Raw genomic sequence first — 23,393 nt, 5'->3', positions numbered from 1 at the left:
TCATGACGGCTGATTTGACATCTACAGCGATATTTGAGTTTGTTAGCGTGCTATCCCATGCTGCGGCTTCATATCGAGAACCCAGAGGCACACGCCCTAGTGCTGAAATATTAGTAAATGCGTTGCTACAAACTGAAAAATCTGCCAAGCAGCAACGGTTAACTTATCCGTTTGAGTCTCTTTTAGGTAAATGGCAACTTTCCTTTGTCACTGGCACTAAGAAAGTTAGAGAGCGCGGGGGAATTCTATTAGGCAAGGGTTTTTATTTACCCAAGTTTATAACAGTCTATGTTTCCTTTAATGCCACTTTGGAAGAGGATTCAGGTAAAGGCGAAATTGTTAATCAGATTGAATTTGGCCCAGTTTTGTTGAAGTTTACGGGGCCAGTGCAATATTCAAGTAAGAAAAATTTATTGGCGTTTGATTTTAACCATATTCTTATCAGTCTGTTTGAGCGTGTTGTTTACAACAGACCAATCCGTTTTGGTAAGGTTAAAATAGAAGATTTCTACAACCAGCCCATAGCTAAACTAGCATTCTTTGGCTTCTTTTTAGTGACGGAAGATATCATTGCAGCTCGCGGTCGGGGAGGAGGATTAGCATTTTGGATTCGAGAAACTTAAGTTTGTGTCAACCATCAAACTGGACGACAAGCAGACAAAATACTGTGCATATTTACTACTTGTCCAATGACTGCGATCGCTGGCGCACCAAATCCAGTTTGCTCTACCTGCTCTACAATTGTCTTTAAGATACCAATCAATTCTTCTTGTTCTGGTCGCGTACCCCAGCGCACCAAAGCTATGGGCGTTTCTAAATTCAACCCAGATGCACTTAATTGTTCCACAATATAAGGCAGATTGTGAATTCCCATATAAATTACAATAGTTTCGGAACCGTGGGCGATCGCATTCCAATTCACTATCGGTCTATACTTACCCGCAGCCTCATGACCAGTTACAAATGTCACCGAAGAACTATACAGTCGATGAGTCAAAGGGATACCTGCATAGGCGGCGGCGGCAATTCCCGATGTGATACCTGGCACAACTTCCGTTGATATTCCAGCTTTAACTAATTCTGCCATCTCTTCGCCACCGCGACCAAAAATAAACGGATCGCCACCCTTTAGCCGCACCACAATTGGATGATCCTGCGCTTTATCAATCAGCAATTGAGTTGTTTCTTCTTGCAACAAAGAATGTCTCCCCGCACGCTTACCAGCATTAATTTGCTCTGCTTGGGGATTAATCATTGCCAGAATTGCCGGACTCACCAAGGCATCATAGATAACTACATCTGCACATTCCAATAAACCTTTCGCCTTCAGGGTAATTAGCCCTGGATCTCCTGGCCCCGCACCTACTAAATAAACCTTTCCCAAATACTTCTTATCCTGTTTTTCTGTGCGGTTCATCTATCTGTTAAATCCCAAATTAGCTCGGCTAATTCTGCACTTGCTCCCAAGGGCTGCGCCAGTTGGAAATTCACCGCAGAAAATTGTAATTTTAGCTCCTCGATTGAGGCTGCGATCGCATCGGTTATTCCACCAGCGAATAAAAAGTATGGCAAAATTGCAATTTCCCGATAACCAGCAGCTACCAACTCTTTCACCCGTGATTCTAAACTACGAGGTACAGACCAATAAGCAGCCACAACTCCCAAACTCGCCGCCATTGCTGACACAGTTTCTTGAGAACCTGGGCGACGGCTACCATGAGCTAATAAAATCCATGTTTCTGCTTTTATAGCAGCTATTTGCTTTGACAGCAATTTCTCTAAATTGGGGTGAGAGCCTAAATATGGTTGCAACTCAATCATGATATCTTGACCAAGAGCTTGTTGTGCTAGTGCTACTTCGGTGGGAATATCTGTCATTACATGCACTCCCGGCAGCAGAAATAGCGGTACAATTTTGAGGCGATTCTCGTTTTGAGACAATCCGCGTCGGCGTAGCCCGCCGCCGGTATCGCCAAAAGCGCTCTTAGCAAATTGTTGAATCTGCTCGTGTAAAGGCTGAGGACTCATTTCTAAAGCAGCTATGCCAACCAGATGTTCACTATTGGATGGGTTATGATTTTTTGGCAATTTGTGACATACCAGCTTTGCTAGTTGCTGCATAGCAATTTCTGGGCGGCGATCGCGACTTCCGTGAGATAATAGCAGATAGGCTGATGACATCGGCAAAGCTTGAACTCTTAGTTACTATTCTTATTTAATATGAAGCTGGGGATAATTAAGTACTTTGGTAATTATTGAAACTATTATCAATTACTAACAATGCCTTCGCGCAGAAAAGGGATGAAGAGAGGACTGATGTAGTAGAGTTGCTGTTTTTCAAAATAAAAATTTAAAACTTCCTTTCAACTTTTATGCATTATCCGTCGTTTCTTCATCAACAGCTTTAACTATTACATTTGCATACCTTTGAAGAATATAAGCAGCTTGGAATATATCTAAAATTGCACCTTGAAGCTGACTTATATTAATTTGTAAACCTTCTATATTAGAACCTCGGAAGTCTGTATTATTAAATTTAGCATCAGCAAGCATGACATTCTTCATTTGGCAATTTATAAATTTTACATTAATTAGAGAAGATTCTATAAATGTAGAATCTTCAAGGATACAATTTTCAAAAATAGCATTATCAAATTTACTTGAATTAAATTGTGATAATTGTCCTTGACAGCCTTTAAAAATAACATTTTTCAATCTGCACTTTATTGCTTTAAATCCCAGCAACCTACAGTTAATAAATTCAACTCTATTAAGCGAAGCCTCTTCCCATTCAGTATTGGCGAAATCACTTTTATTAATTCTAACATCTTGTAGAGTAAGTTTCTTAAAGTAAGTATTTATAGCTTTAACATTATCAAAGTATGCATACTGAAAATCTACTCCTTTAGTTCCCTGAATCTGGCAATTTGATAAATGTACATTTTTATAGCTTTCTAATTCATATAATTGGTTATCAAGTATCCCCTTATTCATTATTTCATGTGAAGGTAAATTAGGAAGCTCAATAGCTCTATGTTTGCTAGACATATTTTTTCAATTGAAATCATTTCATCTAAAAAATACGTTATGAGTGCTATAATAGTCAAGTAAAAAATACATTTCCTTGCTTTTATTAAAATCAGTACAAAATGAGGTTGGGCAGAAATACAACTCCTCATAAAAAGGAGCCTACAACAAAGTATCAAAAAGAAAATTAAAAAAATTTACAATATCTTTCTATTCTCCCTTTGCTCCTTGCCTTATTTTTCTTCGGCAGTGTAAGTATAAAATTGATCAAAAGCTGCCACTGTTTCAAATTTGTAAGAAGGCATCCAAGAATTTATTTTTAAATCTGTACGGTAAATGCTAAAAATAATGTAATTTTGTCTTTCTGTAGTCCTGGCAACAATTTCTTGGATTTGCGGGTTAGCCGAGTCAACCAACTTATCACAATTAAAACGGATTAAATTTTCTATAATATTCGTAGTTTTTTTACATACATCAGTTTTTAAGTATTTTGTCAACCGTTGCACTGCATATTCTTCATATTGAACCTGACTGGGATTTGTCTTCGCCATTGTCACACCCAAGGCGGCAAGTCCTACTGCTGCTCCAGTATATGCAATGATGGTTAAGGGTTTCATGTTTGCCAAGTAAAATTCATTCTAATCGTTAGATTCCAGAGACTCTAAATCAACTCAGTCCGTTCCTTGAACAAAAACTCTTGATCACTTGCCAAATTATTGCTATAATCAAAATTGTTGAATGGCGAGCGTAGCCAAGTGGTTAAGGCAGTGGTTTGTGGTACCACCATTCGTGGGTTCAATTCCCATCGTTCGCCCTACATAATTTCATACTAAATATCCCTATAGAAGATGGGTTGTGGTTCTGAACATTCTAACCATTACTTTAGCAAGGATCTGCGATCTACGAGTTCATGGACTTGAAAGGGTCGCAAACCCACGATGATTAATTAGCTTATCTTATCAAGAAGTTGATGTATATAAGCAAATCTACTTTCTAAGTGAAAATTAGCTGTGCAATGTCTTATGACAAGCCACCTCTCTATGAGACGTTCTGCGTCGCTTGCTTCTTTGCAGGAGAATAGGACTTACGCAACGCCGATAGTGTAAAAACTTTTACAAGTAATATCAAGTTCGGGTGATTACTTATAATAAAATCTATCAATGTAGGTTGGGTTGAACGGCAGTGAAACCCAACATGAACAAGGGTAAAATTTTGGGTTTAGTTCCTCAACCCAACAAAGCAGATAAGTAGGTAGGCGTAATTAAATATAAGATCAAACCTCACCCTCAATCCCTCTCCAAAGTATCCCAGAGGGAAGCCGAAGGCAGGGTGAGGTTTTATATTTAATTGTCATGTTTTTGACTGAGCGTTAATAAATCAAGATAGTGTTTTCTGATGAATCACTTAGGATTGCTATAGCAATGATTGACAAAAATAACTGGAAAAGAACACGTAAATATTTGGAAGAAACTGGTGTCAAATTCGTGCGAGTTCTTTGGTGCGATAATGCTAACATTATCCGTGGCAAAGCCGTACATGTAGGGATGCTAGCTCACTACTTTGAGCATGGGGTGGGTATTTCCGTAGGGCAGCAGGGAATTCCTGTGATGTATGATGCGGTTGTGCCAGAAACTGATTTAGGGCCAGTCGGTGAAATTCGCTTAATACCAGATTGGTCTAGTCTAAAGCCTTTACCTTATGCTCCTGGTCATGTTCGTGTTATGGGCAATATGGTACTAGATGGTTCTGCTTGGGCATTATGCCCGCGAAATTTCTTGAGGCGGATGATTGCGGCAGCCGAATCTAATGGCTGCCAAGTGCGGGCAGCATTTGAAAATGAGTTTTACTTACTTCGGCAAACACCTGAAGGAATCATTCCTGCCGACTCCACAGTTTTTGCCTCAACTCAGGCAATGGATCTTAACCGAGAAGTAATTGATGCGATCGCTGATGCACTGATCGCTCAAGATATACCTGTAGAACAATATTATCCAGAATCTGGCCCCGGTCAGCAGGAAATTTCCATCCGCTATACCGATGCTTTGCAAGCAGCTGATTGGCAGATTGCTTTTCGAGAAACCGTCAGAGCGATCGCTTACAAACACAACCTGATCGCTTCATTCTTACCCAAAATCTTCCCGGATGCGGCTGGTAGTGGTTGTCATATCCATTTGAGCCTTTGGCATGACGAGAAAAACCTGTTACCTGACCCACAGGGAATCTGTGGTCTTTCTGGGGTGGCATTACAATTTATTGGTGGCATTCTGCACCATCTGCCGGCAATGATGGCACTAACTACCCCAAGTACTAATTCTTACCGCCGCATTCTTCCTCATAGTTGGAGTGGTGCTTTTCGCTGTTGGGGATTAGATAATCGGGAGGCAGCCGTGAGAGTCCCTAGTGACCCTGGTTTGGGCTGTCCCAGCCACTTGGAATTGAAAACTGTGGATGCCTCAGCTAATCCTTACTTAGCAATAGGAGCAGTAATTGCCGCCGGACTTGATGGTGTGCAGCGTGGTCTAACACCTGGAAACCCGGTGAATCAAGACCCTGGATATTTATCAATTGAAGAACGCAATGCTAATCAAATAGACCGATTACCAGATAATCTGGGGCAAGCGATCGCTCACCTTCAGCAAGACGATATCTTATTAACAGCTTTAAATCCCCAGTTAGCGAAAGCTTTCTTAGCAGTGCGTCAAGCAGAGTGGCTAGCTATGAAAGATTGGGACTTAAAGGCAGAGGTGAAAACCTTATTAGAGAAATACTAGCGATCTGATTACCTACCAATGAATCTAGCCGACATTCGTTTAATTGACCAACACGCCCACAACATCTTAAGACCAGAAGTTGTTGCCCAGTATCCTTACGCGGCTGCCTTCACTGAAAGCGATGATCCAGAAATCATCAACTACCATGCCCGTCATACGTTCTTTTATCGGCGTAGCTTGCGCGAGATTGCAGCTTTATTAAACTGCGAAGCTGAAGAAACAGCAATTTTGGCACGGCGGGAAAGTCTAGGATTAGAAAAACTGACGCAGATTTATTTTCAGGCGGCTAACCTAGAGGCGATTTACTTAGATGATGGTTTGCAGCCAGAAACGATTCTACCTTTATCGTGGCATGAAAGGTTTATTCCTGTGCGGCGAATTCTGAGATTAGAACTATTAGCAGAACAGCTAATTCCCCAATCAGAAGATTTTGCAACTTTTCTAGCAAGATTCAACAGCGAACTTGATCCACCACCGTTTGGAGTGGTAGCTTTTAAAAGTATTGCCTGTTACCGAAGTGGCTTAGATATTCAACCTGTAGCCGACGAAGTGGCGGCGGCTCACTTTGCCCTACTCAAACAACAACGGCAAAATCAACCTCTGCGACTGACTGATAAATCCCTGATTGATTTTCTGTTACAACAGGCATTATTAGTAGCGGCGAAATATCGCCTACCAGTGCAATTACATACTGGCTTTGGCGATCCCGATTTGGATTTACGATTGGCTAATCCCTTAAATCTGCGATATTTACTAGAGTTACCCCAGTACCGCCGTGTACCATTAGTATTGCTACACGCTTCCTATCCTTATATGCAGCAGGCTGGTTATTTGGCTTCTGTATATCCCCAAGTTTATTTAGATTTCGGTTTGGCAATACCTTTTTTAAGCGTATCCGGGATGCGGGAGGCAATCAGGGAGCTGTTAGAATTAACTCCCACTACTAAATTAATGTATTCTTCTGATGCACACTCAATTCCAGAATTGTACTACTTGGCTGCAAAATGGGGTCGCCAGCTTTTAGGAGAAGTGCTAGAGCAAGCAATTGCAGATTCTGACATTACTGTGGCTGAAGCAGAGGCGATCGCTGTCGCAATTTTACGTGAAAATGCCTTAGTTCTCTACCAATCAACGTCCAGCATCAGCAAGTTGTAACTATTGACATCCTCCCCACCCTACTCCGTAGAGGGTGGGGATTCCAAAGATCGCTCAATGTCGTTTCCTCTTTCCACGAGTTGACTTGCTTGAAAGAGTTACCTCACCTCAAGTATTGGTCAGTCTCTCCAGAGGCGTTAGTTCCGGTGTGACCCACCGTACTCAGTCCTTTTTCTAATATGTTACGCGCTGCGTTCCAATCGCGGTCTTGGATATGTCCACAATGAGGGCATACATGGGTTCTAGTACTAAGAGTTTTCTTAACTACTTCACCACAATTCGAGCAGTTTTGTGAGGTGTAGTGAGGCGGCACAGCAACTGTCACCACTCCAAACACTTTACCAAAATACTCAACCCATTCACGGAACAGCGACCACGACGCATCACTAATTGATTTAGCCAAGCGATGATTCTTGACCATATTCCGCACCATCAAATCTTCATACGCCACGAGGTCGTTAGACTTCACTACGCACCTTGCTGTCTTAATAGCAAAATCTTTACGTTGGCGACTTACTTTGAGGTGCTTACGTCCAAGTTTATTTCTAAACTTGGCTCTATTGTGAGAACCCTTCTTAGTCCTAGACATCCGGCGTTGCAATCGCTTCAAAGACTTCTCGCTTTGCCTTAGATGTCTAGGATTGGCGACTGTTTCACCATTACTATCGGTGTAGAATTGGGTCAAACCAACATCAATGCCAATGGTTTTGCCCGTTGGTTCATGCAATTCTTGTCGTTCCTGGTCAATGCAGAACTGGGCATAATACCCATCAGCACGACGCACAACTCGGACTCTTTTAAACTGTTTGATCTGATAGAAATGCAGGTCACGGGTTCCCCAAAGTTTAAAGGTTCCCGCTTCAAATCCATCGGTGAAAGTGATGCATCTCCCTAAGAGTGAAAGTTTCCATCCACAGGTTTTATATTCAACAGAATCATGTGTTTGCTCTTTCTTGAAGCGTGGATAACCTTTCTTTCCCTGTTTGCCCTTTTTGCAGTTATCAAAAAACCGAGCAATGGCAGACCACGCTCTTTCAGCACTAGCTTGCCTTGCCATTGAGTTGAGTTTCGATACCCAAGGAAACTCAATACTGGCTGCAAGCACAGCGCAGAATTTATTCAGGTCATAGCGTCCAATACCCTTGCCATCCATCCAGTATCTCAGGCAACTATTACGCACAAAACGAGCAGTTCTAATCGCTTCATCAAGCGCTCGATACTGCTCGTTCTGTCCTTCCAGTTTTGCCTCAAATACGAGCATTTATGTTTAGTTTTGGTACATAAACAGTATACCATGATTGTTAAAAACTTAGCTACTATGCAGATTCTATTTCGCTGACGCTCAATATGAATCTGCATAGTGCTGCGTTTTTAACCGCTGTAAGACCCCCGCCTACGAGACGTTGAGGCGGGGGTCTTACAGCGATTCGATAAAAATGAGTATTAGCACTCTCGAATAATTAAAAAATTATTGATTTGCAAGTCATTCCGAGCTTGGCAGGTAAAATTTTACATTAAATGGTGTGCTGAATATCAGATACATACAAATAAATAATATAGTAAAGATTATATTAAGCCGTTTAGGGCATAAAAGATTGTGCCTTAACTATAATTATGTCAATTATTTACTAAGTAAGTGGGTCAAATTAAATATAAAACCTCACCCTGCCTCCGGCTTCCCTCTGGGATACTTTCGAGAGGGATTGAGGGTGAGGTTTGATGTTATATTTAATTACGCCGACCCACTTAACATCTATCAGAAGAAATAAAAATTGTATTCCTTTGGTTAGAGCAAAAAATATTGAGTCATAGATACTTTAAGTAAAGTAGAACATGATTTAAGTGCCATCTGAAAAGTTGATACTTATACGTACACAGATAAATATGGTTTATCTGTGTTATTTCGTGTTTATATGTGGCTCAAGAAAAGGTGAAGGCTTATTTCTGACAATTCAGGTCATGTGGAAAAGCTAACGCGAAACCTAACCCCCCAGCCCCCTTCCCTACTAGGGAAGAGGGAGAATTCAAAGCCTCTCCCGTAGAAGGGGAGAGGAATGGAAGTGAGGTTTTCCAGATCCCATGAAAAGTCAGGGCTTATTTGTCTCGCCTTGACAGTCAACAATGCAAACATCGTCATCTAATGGAGTTGCTATGTCTGAATTGCTTCAAGCAGTCTTAGATAGTGAAGAAAAAAGTGATTTGCGTTCCTTTATTAGTGAATTACGCCAACAAGAAAAGAAGTACTTGCTGCGGAACGACATACTTAATGTATATGCTGGGTATTGCTCAAAGTCCCAGAAACCAGAGGATTTTTACACTTCTTCTGAGTTAGGTAAACTCATTTACTATACTCAGGAAATTATTCAGGAGGACTCCAACTTATGTTTCATTATCCGTTCTAAGATTGCCAGCCAAGAAGTTTATTGGTTGACATCAGACTTGAGCATTGAGCCGATGACGGTGCAGAATTTGCTGGATCTGCGCGATCGCTTGGTGAACAAATTTCATCCTAATGAGGGCGGCCTGCTAGAATTGGACTTCGGCCCGTTTTATGACTACTCTCCAACAATCCGCGACCCCAAAAATATTGGTAAGGGGGTGCAATTTCTTAACCGCTATCTATCCAGCAAAATATTTCAAGACTCCAAACAATTGCTGGACAGCTTATTTAATTTCTTGCGCCTGCACCACTACAACGGTGTTCAACTGCTGATTAACGATCGCATTCAATCACAGCAGCAACTTTCTGAGCAGGTTAAGAAAGCTATCGATTTTGTTAATAATCGCCCGGATGATCAACCCTACGAGCAATTTCGGTTTCAATTGCAAACAATGGGTTTTGAACCGGGTTGGGGTAACAGCGCAGGGCGTGTGCGGGAAAGCTTAAATATTCTCGATGAATTGATTGATTCTCCCGACCCTCAAACCCTAGAAGCCTTGATTTCTCGTGTTCCGATGATTTTTAAAATCGTCTTGGTGTCAGCTCACGGTTGGTTTGGGCAAGAGGGCGTTTTGGGGCGTCCCGATACCGGCGGTCAGGTAGTTTACGTCCTTGATCAGGCAAAGAGCCTAGAAAAGCAACTACAAGAAGATGTCCTGCTAGCCGGTTTAGAAGGATTGAATGTCCAGCCAAAGGTAATTATTCTCACCCGTTTGATTCCCAACAGTGATGGCACCCTTTGTAATCAACGGCTAGAAAAAGTCCTGGGTAGCGAAAATGCCTGGATTTTGCGAGTACCTTTACGGGAATTTAATCCTAATATGACTCAAAACTGGATTTCCCGGTTTGAGTTTTGGCCTTATCTAGAAACTTTCGCCATTGATTCAGAAAAAGAGCTACGGGCAGAATTTCACGGCACACCTGACTTAATAGTTGGGAACTATTCTGATGGGAACTTAGTGGCATTCTTGCTGGCGCGGCGACTGAAAGTTACTCAATGCAATGTTGCCCATGCTTTGGAAAAATCTAAATACTTGTTCAGTAACCTCTACTGGCAAGATTTGGAAGATAAATATCATTTTTCTTTGCAATTCACAGCTGACTTGATTGCAATGAATGCTGCCAATTTTATTATCAGCAGCACCTACCAAGAAATTGTCGGGACACCGGATAGTGTGGGACAGTATGAGTCTTATAAATGCTTCACCATGCCGGAGTTGTATCACGTAACGAATGGGATTGAATTATTTAGTCCCAAATTTAATGTCGTACCGCCGGGAGTAAACGAAAATTACTATTTCCCCTACTCCCAGACTCAAGACCGAGTGGAGAGCGATCGCCAACGCCTTGCAGAAACACTCTTTACTCTGGAAGATCCCGCGCAAATCTTTGGCAAACTCGACGAGCCTAACAAACGTCCTCTCTTCTCAATGGCGCGTCTCGACCACATTAAAAACCTCACAGGTTTAGCTGAATGCTTTGGTAAAAGTAAAGAATTGCAGGAGCATTGCAACCTAATTTTGGTGGCGGGTAAGTTACGTGTAGAAGAATCAGGCGACAACGAAGAACGTGACGAAATTATCAAACTCTACCAAATAATCGACAAGTACAATCTCCACGGGAAGATTCGTTGGTTAGGTGTGCGCCTGTCTAAAACTGATTCTGGTGAAATTTACCGAGTGATTGCCGATCATCAGGGAATTTTTGTGCAACCAGCTTTATTTGAAGCTTTTGGTTTGACAATTTTAGAGGCAATGGTTTCAGGATTACCGACTTTTGCCACACAGTTTGGTGGTCCACTGGAGATTATTCAAGATAAGGTTAATGGCTTTTATATTAACCCAACAAATTTAGACGAGACAGCCACAAAAATTGTGGACTTTATCACTAAATGCGAACATAACCCTAACTCTTGGAATGAGATCTCGCAGCGAGGAATTGAGCGAGTTTACACCTCCTATACTTGGAAAATTCACACTACTAAGCTGTTATCATTAGCACGGATTTATGGCTTCTGGAACTTTACCTCCAAGGAAAATCGGGAAGATTTGTTGCGCTATATTGAAGCTTTGTTCTATTTAATTTACAAGCCAAGAGCGCAACAGCTATTAGAGCAGCATAAGTACCGATAATAAGTTAGAAGGGATAAGCCGTTCCATATTTAACTGAATCAACTTGGTTTAAGGATTTTTGGTATGTAGAGACGTTGCATAGCAAGGTCTCTACAAAGGATTTCGAGCTTAACCTAAGTGTATAGTAAGGGGATGTAAATTAATCTGGACAAAAAACTTTATTTATGTATTAACACAATAATAAGGATTTACCTTTTGATTAGTGTTCCCAATCTGAAAGCCATATCTACGATGGGCTACGCCCTACATATAAGATATTTTTAACAAGCAAGATATAATGCGAATAAATCAGAAATTATTGATAACTCCCAACTCCTAACTAAATTGTCAACGCCTGCCAGGTTCGTTCACCAACTATTGCATCCACACCTAAATTCTGCTGATTTTGAAAGGCTTTGACAGCAGTCTCTGTCAGTGCGCCAAAAATCCCATCCACTCTAATGGCATAACCGTTAGACACTAGCAGCCGTTGTAAGACTCTGACAGCAACACCAGAGCTACCGAAATAAACAGTCGGCAAAGGTTGGCTACTAAACTTCTGGAACCGCCCCGTAACCTTTACACGGACTTTACCTCCAGACTGAGAGTAGTTCTTAGACTTAACTAAGTTAGACAAAGCTGGGAACTGGTTATTTTTGCTGATTTTCCTAAGTATATGTTCTTTCTCGACTGCGATCGCACAGGGAGAAGTCTGGGAAATCCCATCTGTCTGCATGAATTCAGGTGGTGTGACTTGAGCAGTTATCTCTAACTGACTCTGTTTTGACTGGTTTACGTCATTTTCCAACTGAAATAATTGCTGCTGTGGCAAATTGTCCCCGGATGCTTGTCTTATTGTTAACACGCCCGTGATCATCAGTCCAATTTCAGTCATTGTGGTTCATTTTACTTCAACCAATATTTCTTTTAACGAACAACATTGCTGCTGTCCAGGATATAGCATACTGAAAAAATTTTTACTTTTTCTCATCTCGCCACAAAGCAATACCGCCTAATAACCCAGTGATATTGGGGATGAGTTTGACATTTAACGGTAGCTGGAAATTCACTCTCACCGCTTCACCACCGCCAATGTAAAGGTAATCATAATTGAATAGATGTTCCAAGGATGCGATCGCTTTTTCTAAACGCCTATTCCATCTTTTATCACCAATTTTTTCTAACTCTGCACGCCCCAACTGCTGCTCGAAAGTCTGTCCTTTGCGAAATAGATGATGCCCCATTTCCATATTCGGCACCAGCTTACCATCCAGAAATAAAGCTGAACCAAACCCTGTACCCAGAGTAATCACCAATTCTACACCTTTAAGAGCGATCGCACCAAATCCCTGCATATCTGCATCATTAATCACCCGTACAGGCTTGTTTAAGTGTTTTAATAATGCTGTTTCCAAATCAAATCCGATCCAATCTGGATGTAAGTTTACTGCTGTTTCCGTGACTCCAGACCGCACCACACCAGGAAAACCGACCGAAACGCGATGAAATTCACCAAGAGATGCTGCTAACACAACAATTGCATTAATTACAACCTCTGGTGTAGCAGGTTGGGGTGTATCTAAACGCGCCCTTTCGGTTACAGGATTCCCCGTAATATCCAAAACCATAGCTTTAACGCCACTACCGCCAATATCAACCGATAAGGTACGAATCGATCCATTTTCTTCAATCATTGAGTTAGATCCTTAGATTAGAAGATTAGAGTTCTCGTTTGACAACTAAGATTATGAATGAGTCCATAGTATTAATTTGTGACATTACCCCGACCACTAGGATACGGGGCTTCCAAGAATTACTTCAAAGATTTCCTAGTTGCTCCCTTACGGGTTTTCGACTTTGACCTAGACTGAGATATCTCAACCCCTGGTAAACCGTCTGCATAGGCGTTTTGGATTCCGACGTGTCCCGCCGTACTAATTAGTTCTATTCCTCTATTTCTAATTACTTGTCCACTAGCAACATCGCGGTCTGTTAGGTATCCACAGTTTTGACAATGATGCACTCTAATACTCAAGTCTTTTTTAACTTCTGCACCACACTCAGGACACTCTTGAGAAGTCCCCCTAGCGCTAACTTCCCCAAAGAACTTACCACGCTGACAACACACATACTTGGTGATAGTTCGGAATTGCCCAAAACCAGCATCAAGCATCTGTTTACCAAGCATCGCCTTGGCAAGAGTCCGGTAATCCAAGTCTTCCATGAAGACCATATCACCAGCATCACAAAGGATGTGAGCTTGCTTGAAGTGAAAGTCTTTGCGAGTATTGTCAATTTTGTGATGAAGCCGTGCAACTTTGATGCGTTGTTTCTCGTAATTTTTGGAACGCTTCTTTTTCCTAGAAAGTCTGCGTTGCAGCAATTTCAGCTTGCTTTGCATCACTTTCAGGAACTGAGGCGATTTTACAACAACTCCGTCACTAGTCGCCAAGAACTTAGTAAGCCCCACATCTACCCCAATGGGATGCCCATGCGGCATTGGGTTGGGAACTTTTACATCACATTGAATATTGATGTCAGCATACCAAATATCTGCTTTGTTAATTATCCGCACTTGCTTAACCATAAATCCACTTGGGATTGGGCGATGCAAGTTAATTGGAATCAAACCAAGTTTGGGCAATGCAATGTGCAGCCCTTGCACAGGATTTTGCTTGAACTGGGGAAACAACAAAGATTTGAATTGCCCAAACTTTTTGAATCTTGGGAAACCATGCCCAACTTTTTGAAATCCATCCCATGCTCGGTGCAATTGTTTGATAGCTTGCTGCAAAACTTGGCTCGGTACTTCACCCAATCGGGGAAATACTTTTTTGGCGAAGGGCAGTGCATTAAGCTGTTTTACTTCACTGGGAAAAGGTCCCTCAGCAGCCATGATATATTCATGGACAATCGAGCATCTGTCAACCATGCACTTCCGACTATTACACCAATCCTTGATTTCTCGCAGCCCGTAATTATAGGCAACGCGACAAACATCCATCCACTCAAAAAGCGACTGTTCTTGAGTGATGTTGGGATAGATTCGATAGCGGTAGTTCATGGTTAGCATTCCACTATTTTAGCATATTTAGTAGCAGGTGCGACGCTAGTAAATATAACCCCGTGCTACAAGCACGGGGTTTTAAACCCAATTCTCTGATAAATTATTTTTGAGTTATTTTAATTTTAGGAGTAACTAAGAGCTACAATCCTTGTCTATCAAGCATTCTGAGCATTTTAGTATCTTTAAATGGAGGTTTTCAGTCTAGAAATCTCTACCTCCTGCGCTGTCTAGATTTGCTAGTGTAGATTTAGTGCGAATTGTGTTGATGGTGGCGTAGCTGTGTTACAGCGATCGGTCGAGGAATCATTATTAAAAATAACACTAAGAGATATTACTTATGACGGAATTTGAACCCAAGAGTCTCCGCTCTTATAGCCAAGAAGATGTCCAACAAATACTACACTTAGCGATCGCTCGTCAAGCTGATGACAAAGATACAGAATTTTCTTATCAGCAGATATTAGAAATTGCTGCTGAATTAGAAATTTCACCTGAGTCTTTAAAATTAGCAGAACGTGATTGGTTAGTACAACAAGGTCAAGTGCAACAGCGAAAAGCTTTTGATGCCTACCGCATTAGAAGATTTCAGAAGCGACTAGGCAATTATGCAATTTTCAATGGCTTTTTAGTACTGGTTGATTTAATCACTGGCGGCGGAATTTCTTGGTCGCTGTACATTTTGCTCTTCTGCGGATTGCCTGTAGGGCTTGATGTCTGGAATACCTTTCAAATCAAAGGCGAAGAGTATGAAATGGCATTCCAGAAGTGGAGCCGTAATCATCAGATTAAGAAAACCATTAGCACAGTTTTGAATAAGTGGTTTAAGGCATTACAGGCTTAGTAGATTTGCTTGTTTGCGTAAGTGTACCCCTACAATACTGAAGCAATTCGCTTGCAGTTTGCAGATTGCCACGCTTTGCTCGCAATGACAACTAAATCAGCCGGATATGATATGACCTGTACTTAGGCATCCTCCTAGTACTCAGGATTAGTAACATGTCATTGTAAATTTTCTACTGGCTCCTGGTCAAATCGACGCATCAACTCTAGCAAGGCTTCCCGGTCTGGTTTCTGTCCATCCTGAAGTAGGGAAGCCAAGCCCTCAAAATACTTTTCGCGTTCCCCACCTGGAGAGAACATAATCAGTAACTTTGCAGGTTTTTTTCCACGGTTAGCAAATGTGTGTGGCGTATTGCGAGGAACAAGTACAAATGCTCCTGGTTGACCTTGGACAATCCGGTCTCCAGCTTGGATTTCGACTTCTCCCTCCACAACATAAAACATTTCCTCCATCTGACGGTGAAGGTGTAGTTCTGGTGCGGTTCCTCCTGGTTGTATTAAGTATTCAAATAAACCTAAATGACCATGAGTATCAGCACCAACTGCTTTAAATATTACCTGTGTATTACTTATGGTTAAGTGATTACCTTCTCCTGGTGCTAATATAATCTCTTTAACAGGTAAAGTCATGATAATTAACGTTTCTCCTTAGATGCCGCAGGTAAGCGAAGAGATTGATGGTATTTTTTATTCATAACACTATCAGTCTCAAAAATCATAGTACAAGATATTGACCAACTAAGGCATAGTGGCTGAGATATGCGATCGTAGCTTAATTTGGGCACTACTTCTTGGTCTTTATTTCAGTTTTTCGTGAGCAGCCAAAATAACTTTTTCGGTTTCTTCCCAGCTAATACATTTATCAGTTACAGAAATACCATATTTTAATTCTTCTTGTTTACCAGTAATTGGTTGACTACCTTCATACAAATGCGATTCCAGCATCATCCCAACTATTGATGTATTACCATCCAGTATTTGCTGAACAATATTTTCTAAGACAGCACCTTGTAATTTGTAATCTTTATTGGTATTGCCGTGGCTACAGTCAATCACAATTCTTGGTGGTAAATTTGCCTGTTTTAATTTCTCTTCTACCAATTTGACATTTGCTGGATCAAAGTTGGGTTGACTACCACCCCTTAAAATTACGTGACCGTAGCTATTACCTTTAGTTTTAAATACGCTAACCTGTCCGTTTTGATTAATTCCGAGAAAATTATGCGGGTTTCCAGCTGATTGTAGGGCATTCAAAGCTACTTGAATATTGCCATCAGTACCGTTTTTAAAACCTACAGGCATTGAAAGCCCACTTGCCATTTCGCGGTGAGTTTGTGATTCGGTCGTGCGTGCTCCAATGGCAGACCATGTAATCAGTTCACTAATGTATTGAGGTATGATTGGATCTAGTGCTTCTGTACCAGCAGGTAATCCCAACTCTGTAATTTTTAATAATAGATCCCGTGCAATTAATAACCCATTCTCTACATGGAAAGAATCATCCATATCTGGATCGTTAATTAACCCTTTCCAACCTACGGTTGTTCTTGGCTTTTCAAAGTACACTCGCATAATTAGTAGCAGGTTATCCTGGACTCGCTCGGCCAATATTTTCAACCTTTCAGAATATTCGAGCGCTGCTTTTGGGTCGTGGATTGAGCATGGGCCAACTACTATAAATTTTCGGCGATCCTGAAAATCTAATATATCTTCTATTTCCTGCCTATATGCTAAAACTCGTTGTTCGGCTAATTGTGTTAAAGGTAATTTTGATTTGACTTCATTGGGAGTTAACAAAACGCGATCGTTCTCAATGTTAGCGTTGTCGATATTACTATTAAATAATTTGTTGTGCATGGGGATGCTCTGGCAATTTTATATCCGCACTTCAACTCAAAAGTGTAACACAAACCCATGAGTTTTTAAAATAGCTTCTTTTTTACTTGACAAATTTATAATTAGATTGTATATGAGTAAGATGATAATTGAAAAAGGGGGAATATTTTCCCCCTTTTTCTTTACTGTGGGAATACTGACTCACGGCTAGTATATATCATTACTGCCATACAAAAACTTTAGCTTCGTATGGCCCCAAGTCAGTTATGATGCCATCATCACCAGCTTCGACATCATAATTGGCTGTCCACTCGTGCCATGTACCAGGGCTAGGAAAGTTAGGAACATGATAGCCAGCTAGAAAGTTTTCTGAGAAATTTGCTATTACGACTACACGAGAACCTTCATCATTCCAACGAGTATAAGCTAATACTTTTGCCTCTGCATTTTCGTGGATAAAATCAATATTTTCGGTGTAGAGAGCATGATTATTCTTACGCAGGTTAGTTAAACCTTTGTATGAATCAAATAAACTACGATTTAGATCATTACCTAACAGCGTCCAATCAATTTTCGATGATTCAGGTTGTTTCGGTTTATACTCGCCAAATTCCTCTCCCATCCAAATCAAAGGTACGCCAACAGCAGTCATTAGGATGGCTACTCCTAACTTAGCCCGCCTGAAGGCTTCTTCGTCAAAAATCTCACGGTTTCCCAATTCAACCATGACATGGTTATGGTCGTGGTTGGTGAGGTAATTTACTACATTGGTGGCACCCAAGAAGCCTTGGCGCTTGCAGTCAATGACATCTTTGAGACGCTCTAAATCAAATGTATCACCGCAGATATGTTCTAAAATGCAGTGATAGAAACTGTCATGCCAGCAAGCATCCATTGGGCCATCTATATTGGTAATGCTGGTAGTTTCAGGAATGTGTTCGGCAATGTTGTAAAAAGGCTTCATGCTAGCAGTTTTTTTGGCTTCCTGAACAATCCAGTGCATGAAGTCGTAGTTAGCAATTTGCCGTGCTGCATCATAGCGAATACCATCAAGATGATATTCCTGAATCCAAAAACGGATTGTATCACCAGTAAATTTCCATGCTGGATGAATATCTAATTTCTCGTCATAATGTTCATAATTAAACTCAGGTCCCCAGTTATTATCAGGGTCACGAGGTTCGTGATGATACCAGTAATCGTGGTCAATTTGTGTTAAAGGAGCAGATGCTTCTGAGTGGTTATAAATACCGTCAAGAATTACACGAATACCTTTGGCATGACACTCATCAATCAATTTTTTCAATTCAGCAGTTGAACCATAACTAGATTCTGTTGCAAAGAAGTGGCGGGGATTATAACCCCAACTATAATCACCAGGATATTCTTTAAGTGGCATCAACTCAATAGCGTTGATTCCTAGTTCACACAAATAATCTAACTTTTCAACAACGTGTTTGTACTTGCCTCGTGCATAAGGATCATCCTCGCCACCAGAAAAGTCACCGACGTGCAATTCATAAATTACTAATTCGCGGTCAGCAGGTAAAGGTTTATCATCATGTTGCCAAACATAAGTATCGGTAATCCTTTTGCCATCTTTGACACGGATAACACCATCATCTTTTCCACTCTGTTCATCTATATCAGTTGCATAGGGGTCTGTAACATCAACCCATTGTTCTGGTTCCAAAAACCATGAATTTGACTGGACGCGAAATTTATATTTATAAACGCCGTCTTCTAGTTCAACACTTGTGCGGAAATAACCATCATCACCTTTTTCCATTGGAATTTCTTGCCAATCAGAAAAAGAAGCAATTAATGCCGCTCCTTTGTTGTAAGGTGCAAATAAATTAAATTCAATTGGCTTTGACATAGAAGTATTTGTAATATCAAGGGTTGATAGAAGTATTTTCTGATGTTCAATTGAATTTGCAAATCGCTCTAGAGAAAGAATTAGATAAGGAGTGCTTCTATCTTCAGGAATAATTTATGAATTTTTTATAAAATTTAACTGTATGTTTTTGATTTTTGGCTGTTTATAACATTTGTTGATTGACTAAAATACATATTTACTGTGTTGCAGATTTTGCCTATAAAACTACTAATTTTAAAATACTATTACATCCAACTACAAAAATTCAGTAAATAAATAGTTTTTTATTAAATTCTAATACAGCAGATATTCGGTAAAAATCGGATATTATTTGCCAAATATAGTAATCCTAAATGAAATACAAAATAGTAGTAAATTTATACCAACATGAAGTTCTTTAGCAATCAACAAAAATTTTATTTTCCGAAACTGCATTAGTATAAACCCTGTTCGGATCTCAAATAGGATTGCTATATGTGCTGATAAGATTACTCAATTTTGTCGTTAGTTTGTTGCAGATAACTTAACAACCAATTCGCCGCCGTCGCCCTGCGAGTTTGCCGAGGTCCAAATTCACCAATTTTGTAACCTTTGAAACCCAGTTTTTCTTTTAGCATTTGTTTATTTTCAGCAGGAATGGAACGAGTCAACTTGACTGTTGCGGGGCGAGATTCAATGAAATCTGGTGGTTGTGGGTACTCATTCTGCCATTCTGGTGCAACTTGGCTAGTGTCCCATTGTCCAATTGAGGAATCAAAGCTATAGCCTAAATAATGCCATAGCAATTCGTTAACTGTGGCATCATCAAGTTTCTCGTCAAGAATTGCCCAAATTGTTTCTATATTGAGTGGTGGCAGGTTAGACATAAACAATTCAAAATTCCAAGTGGAAAAACTGACTACTGATTAAATTAGAGCAGTTTTCAGGTATTTAAACTACGACTGATATCGAGAATGGGGAGAAACGACGCGATAAAGAGTGGGATAATAGCGATCCTATCTATCATGAGTGGGCGATGTCTAACGACAAGCAGCTGCGCGTCTACCCATTTTCATCGAGCATCTATTCAATTTTTGGTTGCTGTGGTTTCAAACTACACTTGTCGGTATAAATGAGCGACGCCGAATAGCCCGTCGTAGACATCGCTATTTCTACATCCACCGAATTGCTACCTTGACCAAGCACTAATGCTCTAGCATTTTATCTTGCAGGTGCTTTCTGGCGATCGCCGAAGCAATTCCAACCCTATAGCAATGTAATAAATTCCTCTAAGCTTAAATCAGCATCCCGAATTATTGCCCGCAACGTACCCTTGGCTAATTCCTGATGATCTGGGACAACAACTTGAGCAAACGGTTCATCTCGTCGTAGAATAATATGGCTACTTTCCCTACGCTTTTCGTAAAAACCCACCTTTTCTAGGGCTTTGACGCAATCTCTTCCTGAAATACTCGGTAGTTTGCTCACACGAGTACCAGAAACGTTTCAAAGTTATCTTCTGGAACCGGCAAGCCATCCTCCTCCAACGCGGCGACGTAACCTGAGATCGCCTCTTTGATATTAGAAAGGGCTTCCTGTTTAGTCTTACCCTGGCTAAGACAACCTTTTAGGCTGGGGCACTCTACAATCCAGTAGCCATCTTCATCTCGATACACGATTACCTGTCTCATATTCCACTTGATAACAAAAAATGTGTATAACTGTTCTTGATCTTAGCAAGTAAGCCTCCTAAATCTGCCTTCCACTGTGCATTTCAACCTCAAACTGTATATTACTCGGCGCGTCTATGAATCCTCATCGAGCATCTATTCAATTTTCGGTGGCTTCAGCTTCAAACTGCACTTGGCGGTACAAATGAGCGATCGCTATTTCTACATCCACCGATTCCAGTCTTAATCTCTCGTCCAAATTATACTCCGACAGCACCCATTTTCCCTGTTCGTTGCGCCGAAATACTTCCACACCCGGTTGAGCTACTTGTACTAAGACATATTCTTGCAAGGTTGGAGATTGGCGATATTTGGCAAACTTTTTCCCCCTATCGGCTGCTTCCGTTGAAGGTGATAGCACTTCGATAATTAAACAGGGATATTGTATCAATTGTGGATCGATATCGCGATCGTCGCAAGTCACCACCACATCTGGATAAAAATACTTTTGCCCCGGTTCTACCTGAACCTTCACATCTACAATGTATACTTCACAGGAGCGATCGGCTAGGGCATCATCTAAGAGCTTAAAGAAATTTGCAGAAATCCGATTATGGTTGCGTGTAGCACCACTCATCATCACAACTTCGCCATCCCAATACTCGTAGCGTTCCTCTTGCGTAGGTTCCCAAACCAGATATTCTTCTGCACTCATCAAAATGTTGTCGGGTAAAGCAACCATCAGCGCGATCTCTTAATGATTTCCTGTTCTAGGATAGCAAAAAAAGGGTATTCTCTTTTAGTATGAATATTTCCACATCCTCTGAACAGAATAAGCATCGAATTTTTTATCCCTGCTAATAATAATTAAGGAGTGATTGATAGCCTGTGCAATCAACATTCGGTCAAATGGATCGCCATGATGTAGCTTTCCTGAGAAATAGCCTTTGAATAATTCTCAACTAAATATTTAGCATAATGCAAGAGTTCTTGTTTAAGTGACTCTGGCATTTGATCTAGTGTTTGTAAAATTTCTGCATCAATAGCCATGATTTCTCCTGAGAGGTTCTCCTACTTGTAATTTTAGGGTAATTTCTGCAAGGGATTTTATTTTTCGGTGTCTTCGGTTTCAAACTGCACTTGTCGGTACAAATGGGCGATGTCTACGACGGGCTATTCGGCGTCGCACACTGTGTAAAAATCGCTATTGTAGGCGATTATGCTGGTTACAAGTAGTATATGCAATCAGATGTGTAGCAAATTAGGCGATCGCCTCGAAAGTAAAACTTTCCGATCGTATCTCAATGGTCTATGAAACACTGAAGCACATATTTAATTTTGCAAATTCAGAACTGCTTTCAGAACTTCTTCATTCGTAAAATAGTTATCATGAGATTCACCAGTAAGCTGCTTCAAAAGAGAGAAGGACGTTTGAGTTTTTGTCTGCTGTATTCTCTCATGACTAGACTTTTTGGGAATAGGTGTTTTTGTACACAGCCAATCTTGATCTGAATAAAAATCAATCCAAGCTTCTATTTTTTTGTTATCAAGACATTTGCTAATTTCATTCTCGATATGTCTAGATTTACATGATATAAATTTTAGACAACCTCCCATCGATATATATCTAACTCTATGATCCCCTTGATAATCAGCAAGTAAATCAGTTGCGATAACAACACCGAAACTATGGGCTAGAATAGTCACCCTATCGTAAAGCCCTGTCTCTAGAACAGCATTCAATTTATCGGCAACCTGCTTTCGGATCTTTGCCTTCAATATTTTACCTTCAGAGTTTTCTTCCAAATATCGTGTTGATAGGCCGACTTTTGTAGTTTAGTACACTACCGATCATATTTTATCAATCACCACTGACTTAAAGATGACTGAATCTTACCGAAGCTTTATTTACATATAATGATATTGCTAAGATTCTTATAACCTTTATCTGGAATCCTATTATGAACATCGCTGAACAGATTTACGCACTCGTTAAATCCCTTCCCCAAGAGCAAGCCAGTGAGGTTTTAACTTTTGCTGAATTTATTCGTACTAAGCACCTAAATGCTAACCAACCCATCGACACAGTAGACTCAGTTTCTTGGGCAGAACTTGTTTATTCCCTTGCCGGAACTTGGAAAGAAGACTTTCCGAGCCTGGAAGATATTCGGGCTGAAATGGGGCAAGACATCCTACGGGAAAGTCTGTAGATGTACGTTTTGGATACCAATACCCTGATTTACTACTTCAAGGGTCAAGGACAAGTTGCTCACAACCTTGCCAGTATCCCTGCTGAGGAAATTAGTATTCCGACAATCGTTGTATTTGAATTGCAAGTCGGTATTGAAAAATCAACCTCCCCAGCAAAACGTACCGAGCAGCTTCAGCGACTTTTAAGCCGAGTAAACTTGGTTTCGTTCGATTACAATGCTGCTCTTTCTGCTGCTAAAATTCGCACCCAGTTAGACAAGCAAGGAACTCCAATTGGCCCGATGGATATTTTGATTGCAGGAATAGCGATCGCACTTCAAGCAACTCTTGTTACTCACAATGTCAACGAATTTTCTAGAGTTGCGGGACTTGCGATTGCTGACTGGTATTGACTCTTCAGAGCGATC

The 23,393-nt window shown here is 40.7% G+C and carries 24 protein-coding genes, 1 tRNA gene and 1 pseudogene; 8 read left to right on the top strand and 18 right to left on the bottom strand.

Annotated features, from left to right (window positions below):
• Window positions 1-2 precede the first annotated feature (2 nt).
• Window positions 3-623, top strand: a complete 621-nt coding sequence (locus V7K31_RS09155) for a hypothetical protein (protein ID WP_335093937.1) — start codon at window positions 3-5, stop codon at window positions 621-623.
• A gap of 14 nt (window positions 624-637) precedes the next feature.
• Here the strand turns inward: V7K31_RS09155 and cobA are convergent, their stop codons facing one another.
• The 4 genes from cobA to V7K31_RS09135 form a co-directional block, all read right to left on the bottom strand.
• Window positions 638-1,417 carry a uroporphyrinogen-III C-methyltransferase gene (gene cobA / locus V7K31_RS09150; RefSeq protein ID WP_335093917.1) on the bottom strand — a complete coding sequence of 260 codons (780 nt, stop codon included), beginning with the start codon at window positions 1,415-1,417 and terminating at the stop codon, window positions 638-640.
• Window positions 1,414-2,181, bottom strand: coding sequence for a sirohydrochlorin chelatase (locus tag V7K31_RS09145; RefSeq protein WP_335093916.1), 768 nt, complete (start codon window positions 2,179-2,181; stop codon window positions 1,414-1,416). Before V7K31_RS09145 ends, cobA begins: the two co-directional genes overlap by 4 nt.
• A 189-nt stretch (window positions 2,182-2,370) precedes the next feature.
• Complete coding sequence (locus V7K31_RS09140) at window positions 2,371-3,048, bottom strand: pentapeptide repeat-containing protein (RefSeq protein WP_335093915.1); 678 nt, start codon at window positions 3,046-3,048, stop codon at window positions 2,371-2,373.
• 212 nt (window positions 3,049-3,260) lie between these two features.
• The gene (locus V7K31_RS09135; RefSeq protein WP_335093914.1) at window positions 3,261-3,644 is read right to left on the bottom strand and encodes a DUF4359 domain-containing protein; all 384 of its coding nucleotides are present in this window, start codon (window positions 3,642-3,644) and stop codon (window positions 3,261-3,263) included.
• Window positions 3,645-3,768: 124 nt separating this feature from the next.
• Between V7K31_RS09135 and V7K31_RS09130 the strand changes: the two genes are divergently transcribed.
• The 3 genes from V7K31_RS09130 (at window position 3,769) to V7K31_RS09120 (ending at window position 6,953) form a co-directional block, all read left to right on the top strand.
• Window positions 3,769-3,841, top strand: a tRNA-His gene (locus tag V7K31_RS09130).
• A 607-nt stretch (window positions 3,842-4,448) separates the two neighbouring features.
• Window positions 4,449-5,798, top strand: coding sequence for a glutamine synthetase family protein (locus tag V7K31_RS09125; protein WP_335093913.1), 1,350 nt, complete (start codon window positions 4,449-4,451; stop codon window positions 5,796-5,798).
• Window positions 5,799-5,816: 18 nt separating this feature from the next.
• Window positions 5,817-6,953 carry an amidohydrolase family protein gene (locus tag V7K31_RS09120; RefSeq protein WP_335093912.1) on the top strand — a complete coding sequence of 379 codons (1,137 nt, stop codon included), beginning with the start codon at window positions 5,817-5,819 and terminating at the stop codon, window positions 6,951-6,953.
• Between the two features lie 20 nt (window positions 6,954-6,973).
• Here V7K31_RS09120 and V7K31_RS09115 read toward each other — a convergent pair.
• A pseudogene (locus V7K31_RS09115) lies at window positions 6,974-8,214 on the bottom strand (RNA-guided endonuclease InsQ/TnpB family protein).
• 890 nt (window positions 8,215-9,104) lie between these two features.
• On the opposite strand from V7K31_RS09115, the gene V7K31_RS09110 reads away from it, so the two are divergent.
• Window positions 9,105-11,525 (top strand): sucrose synthase, encoded by a 2,421-nt coding sequence (locus tag V7K31_RS09110; RefSeq protein WP_335093911.1) that lies wholly within the window; start codon window positions 9,105-9,107, stop codon window positions 11,523-11,525.
• A 319-nt stretch (window positions 11,526-11,844) separates the two neighbouring features.
• Here V7K31_RS09110 and V7K31_RS09105 read toward each other — a convergent pair whose 3' ends face one another.
• The 3 genes from V7K31_RS09105 to V7K31_RS09095 form a co-directional block, all read right to left on the bottom strand.
• Entirely contained in the window at window positions 11,845-12,399 is a 555-nt protein-coding gene (locus V7K31_RS09105) for a peptidoglycan-binding domain-containing protein (protein ID WP_335093910.1), read from the bottom strand.
• A gap of 82 nt (window positions 12,400-12,481) precedes the next feature.
• Entirely contained in the window at window positions 12,482-13,198 is a 717-nt protein-coding gene (locus V7K31_RS09100) for an ROK family protein (RefSeq protein WP_335093909.1), read from the bottom strand.
• A gap of 119 nt (window positions 13,199-13,317) precedes the next feature.
• A complete protein-coding gene (locus V7K31_RS09095) occupies window positions 13,318-14,568 on the bottom strand; it encodes an RNA-guided endonuclease InsQ/TnpB family protein (protein WP_335093908.1) in 1,251 nt (416 codons plus the stop codon).
• Window positions 14,569-14,908: 340 nt separating this feature from the next.
• On the opposite strand from V7K31_RS09095, the gene V7K31_RS09090 reads away from it, so the two are divergent.
• A complete protein-coding gene (locus tag V7K31_RS09090; protein ID WP_335093907.1) occupies window positions 14,909-15,412 on the top strand; it encodes a 2TM domain-containing protein in 504 nt (167 codons plus the stop codon).
• Window positions 15,413-15,570: 158 nt separating this feature from the next.
• On the opposite strand, the gene V7K31_RS09085 is transcribed toward V7K31_RS09090, so the two are convergent.
• The 10 genes from V7K31_RS09085 to V7K31_RS09040 form a co-directional block, all read right to left on the bottom strand.
• Window positions 15,571-16,041, bottom strand: coding sequence for a cupin domain-containing protein (locus V7K31_RS09085; protein WP_335093906.1), 471 nt, complete (start codon window positions 16,039-16,041; stop codon window positions 15,571-15,573).
• Window positions 16,042-16,209: 168 nt separating this feature from the next.
• Window positions 16,210-17,268 carry a 3-deoxy-7-phosphoheptulonate synthase gene (locus V7K31_RS09080; protein ID WP_335093905.1) on the bottom strand — a complete coding sequence of 353 codons (1,059 nt, stop codon included), beginning with the start codon at window positions 17,266-17,268 and terminating at the stop codon, window positions 16,210-16,212.
• 199 nt (window positions 17,269-17,467) lie between these two features.
• Window positions 17,468-19,126 carry an alpha-amylase family glycosyl hydrolase gene (locus V7K31_RS09075; RefSeq protein ID WP_335093904.1) on the bottom strand — a complete coding sequence of 553 codons (1,659 nt, stop codon included), beginning with the start codon at window positions 19,124-19,126 and terminating at the stop codon, window positions 17,468-17,470.
• A 488-nt stretch (window positions 19,127-19,614) separates the two neighbouring features.
• Window positions 19,615-19,992: a DUF1823 family protein gene (locus V7K31_RS09070; protein WP_335093903.1), complete on the bottom strand. Its 378-nt coding sequence runs from the start codon at window positions 19,990-19,992 to the stop codon at window positions 19,615-19,617.
• Between the two features lie 379 nt (window positions 19,993-20,371).
• Window positions 20,372-20,593 carry a type II toxin-antitoxin system HicA family toxin gene (locus tag V7K31_RS09065; protein ID WP_335093902.1) on the bottom strand — a complete coding sequence of 74 codons (222 nt, stop codon included), beginning with the start codon at window positions 20,591-20,593 and terminating at the stop codon, window positions 20,372-20,374.
• Entirely contained in the window at window positions 20,590-20,796 is a 207-nt protein-coding gene (locus V7K31_RS09060) for a type II toxin-antitoxin system HicB family antitoxin (protein WP_335093901.1), read from the bottom strand. The genes V7K31_RS09065 and V7K31_RS09060 overlap by 4 nt, the downstream gene beginning before the upstream one ends.
• A gap of 139 nt (window positions 20,797-20,935) precedes the next feature.
• On the bottom strand, window positions 20,936-21,517 hold the full coding sequence (locus tag V7K31_RS09055; protein WP_335093900.1) for a Uma2 family endonuclease: 582 nt from the start codon (window positions 21,515-21,517) through the stop codon (window positions 20,936-20,938).
• A 57-nt stretch (window positions 21,518-21,574) separates the two neighbouring features.
• Complete coding sequence (locus V7K31_RS09050; protein ID WP_335093899.1) at window positions 21,575-21,676, bottom strand: hypothetical protein; 102 nt, start codon at window positions 21,674-21,676, stop codon at window positions 21,575-21,577.
• Entirely contained in the window at window positions 21,670-21,825 is a 156-nt protein-coding gene (locus V7K31_RS09045) for a DUF2281 domain-containing protein (RefSeq protein WP_335093898.1), read from the bottom strand. The genes V7K31_RS09050 and V7K31_RS09045 overlap by 7 nt, the downstream gene beginning before the upstream one ends.
• Before the next feature lie 282 nt (window positions 21,826-22,107).
• Window positions 22,108-22,581 carry a hypothetical protein gene (locus tag V7K31_RS09040; protein ID WP_335093896.1) on the bottom strand — a complete coding sequence of 158 codons (474 nt, stop codon included), beginning with the start codon at window positions 22,579-22,581 and terminating at the stop codon, window positions 22,108-22,110.
• Between the two features lie 155 nt (window positions 22,582-22,736).
• On the opposite strand from V7K31_RS09040, the gene V7K31_RS09035 reads away from it, so the two are divergent.
• On the top strand, window positions 22,737-22,985 hold the full coding sequence (locus tag V7K31_RS09035) for a DUF2281 domain-containing protein (protein ID WP_335093895.1): 249 nt from the start codon (window positions 22,737-22,739) through the stop codon (window positions 22,983-22,985).
• On the top strand, window positions 22,986-23,378 hold the full coding sequence (locus V7K31_RS09030; protein WP_335093894.1) for a type II toxin-antitoxin system VapC family toxin: 393 nt from the start codon (window positions 22,986-22,988) through the stop codon (window positions 23,376-23,378).
• The last annotated feature ends 15 nt before the right edge of the window (window positions 23,379-23,393 follow it).

This window comes from Nostoc sp., assembly GCF_036917675.1.
Taxonomy (GTDB): Bacteria; Cyanobacteriota; Cyanobacteriia; order Cyanobacteriales; family Nostocaceae; genus Nostoc.
The sequence above is the reverse complement of the archived record's forward strand: the minus strand, read 5'-3'. Positions and strand labels throughout refer to the sequence as shown.

What these genes read in the sequence shown, in the direction of transcription:
- V7K31_RS09155 (WP_335093937.1), top strand. Translation starts at nt 3, where the DNA reads ATGACGGCTGATTTGACATCTACAGCGATATTTGAGTTTGTTAGCGTG.
- cobA (WP_335093917.1), bottom strand. Translation starts at nt 1,417, where the DNA reads ATGAACCGCACAGAAAAACAGGATAAGAAGTATTTGGGAAAGGTTTAT.
- V7K31_RS09145 (WP_335093916.1), bottom strand. Translation starts at nt 2,181, where the DNA reads ATGTCATCAGCCTATCTGCTATTATCTCACGGAAGTCGCGATCGCCGC.
- V7K31_RS09140 (WP_335093915.1), bottom strand. Translation starts at nt 3,048, where the DNA reads ATGTCTAGCAAACATAGAGCTATTGAGCTTCCTAATTTACCTTCACAT.
- V7K31_RS09135 (WP_335093914.1), bottom strand. Translation starts at nt 3,644, where the DNA reads ATGAAACCCTTAACCATCATTGCATATACTGGAGCAGCAGTAGGACTT.
- V7K31_RS09125 (WP_335093913.1), top strand. Translation starts at nt 4,449, where the DNA reads ATGATTGACAAAAATAACTGGAAAAGAACACGTAAATATTTGGAAGAA.
- V7K31_RS09120 (WP_335093912.1), top strand. Translation starts at nt 5,817, where the DNA reads ATGAATCTAGCCGACATTCGTTTAATTGACCAACACGCCCACAACATC.
- V7K31_RS09110 (WP_335093911.1), top strand. Translation starts at nt 9,105, where the DNA reads ATGTCTGAATTGCTTCAAGCAGTCTTAGATAGTGAAGAAAAAAGTGAT.
- V7K31_RS09105 (WP_335093910.1), bottom strand. Translation starts at nt 12,399, where the DNA reads ATGACTGAAATTGGACTGATGATCACGGGCGTGTTAACAATAAGACAA.
- V7K31_RS09100 (WP_335093909.1), bottom strand. Translation starts at nt 13,198, where the DNA reads ATGATTGAAGAAAATGGATCGATTCGTACCTTATCGGTTGATATTGGC.
- V7K31_RS09095 (WP_335093908.1), bottom strand. Translation starts at nt 14,568, where the DNA reads ATGAACTACCGCTATCGAATCTATCCCAACATCACTCAAGAACAGTCG.
- V7K31_RS09090 (WP_335093907.1), top strand. Translation starts at nt 14,909, where the DNA reads ATGACGGAATTTGAACCCAAGAGTCTCCGCTCTTATAGCCAAGAAGAT.
- V7K31_RS09085 (WP_335093906.1), bottom strand. Translation starts at nt 16,041, where the DNA reads ATGACTTTACCTGTTAAAGAGATTATATTAGCACCAGGAGAAGGTAAT.
- V7K31_RS09080 (WP_335093905.1), bottom strand. Translation starts at nt 17,268, where the DNA reads ATGCACAACAAATTATTTAATAGTAATATCGACAACGCTAACATTGAG.
- V7K31_RS09075 (WP_335093904.1), bottom strand. Translation starts at nt 19,126, where the DNA reads ATGTCAAAGCCAATTGAATTTAATTTATTTGCACCTTACAACAAAGGA.
- V7K31_RS09070 (WP_335093903.1), bottom strand. Translation starts at nt 19,992, where the DNA reads ATGTCTAACCTGCCACCACTCAATATAGAAACAATTTGGGCAATTCTT.
- V7K31_RS09060 (WP_335093901.1), bottom strand. Translation starts at nt 20,796, where the DNA reads ATGAGACAGGTAATCGTGTATCGAGATGAAGATGGCTACTGGATTGTA.
- V7K31_RS09055 (WP_335093900.1), bottom strand. Translation starts at nt 21,517, where the DNA reads ATGGTTGCTTTACCCGACAACATTTTGATGAGTGCAGAAGAATATCTG.
- V7K31_RS09050 (WP_335093899.1), bottom strand. Translation starts at nt 21,676, where the DNA reads ATGTTGATTGCACAGGCTATCAATCACTCCTTAATTATTATTAGCAGG.
- V7K31_RS09045 (WP_335093898.1), bottom strand. Translation starts at nt 21,825, where the DNA reads ATGGCTATTGATGCAGAAATTTTACAAACACTAGATCAAATGCCAGAG.
- V7K31_RS09035 (WP_335093895.1), top strand. Translation starts at nt 22,737, where the DNA reads ATGAACATCGCTGAACAGATTTACGCACTCGTTAAATCCCTTCCCCAA.
- V7K31_RS09030 (WP_335093894.1), top strand. Translation starts at nt 22,986, where the DNA reads ATGTACGTTTTGGATACCAATACCCTGATTTACTACTTCAAGGGTCAA.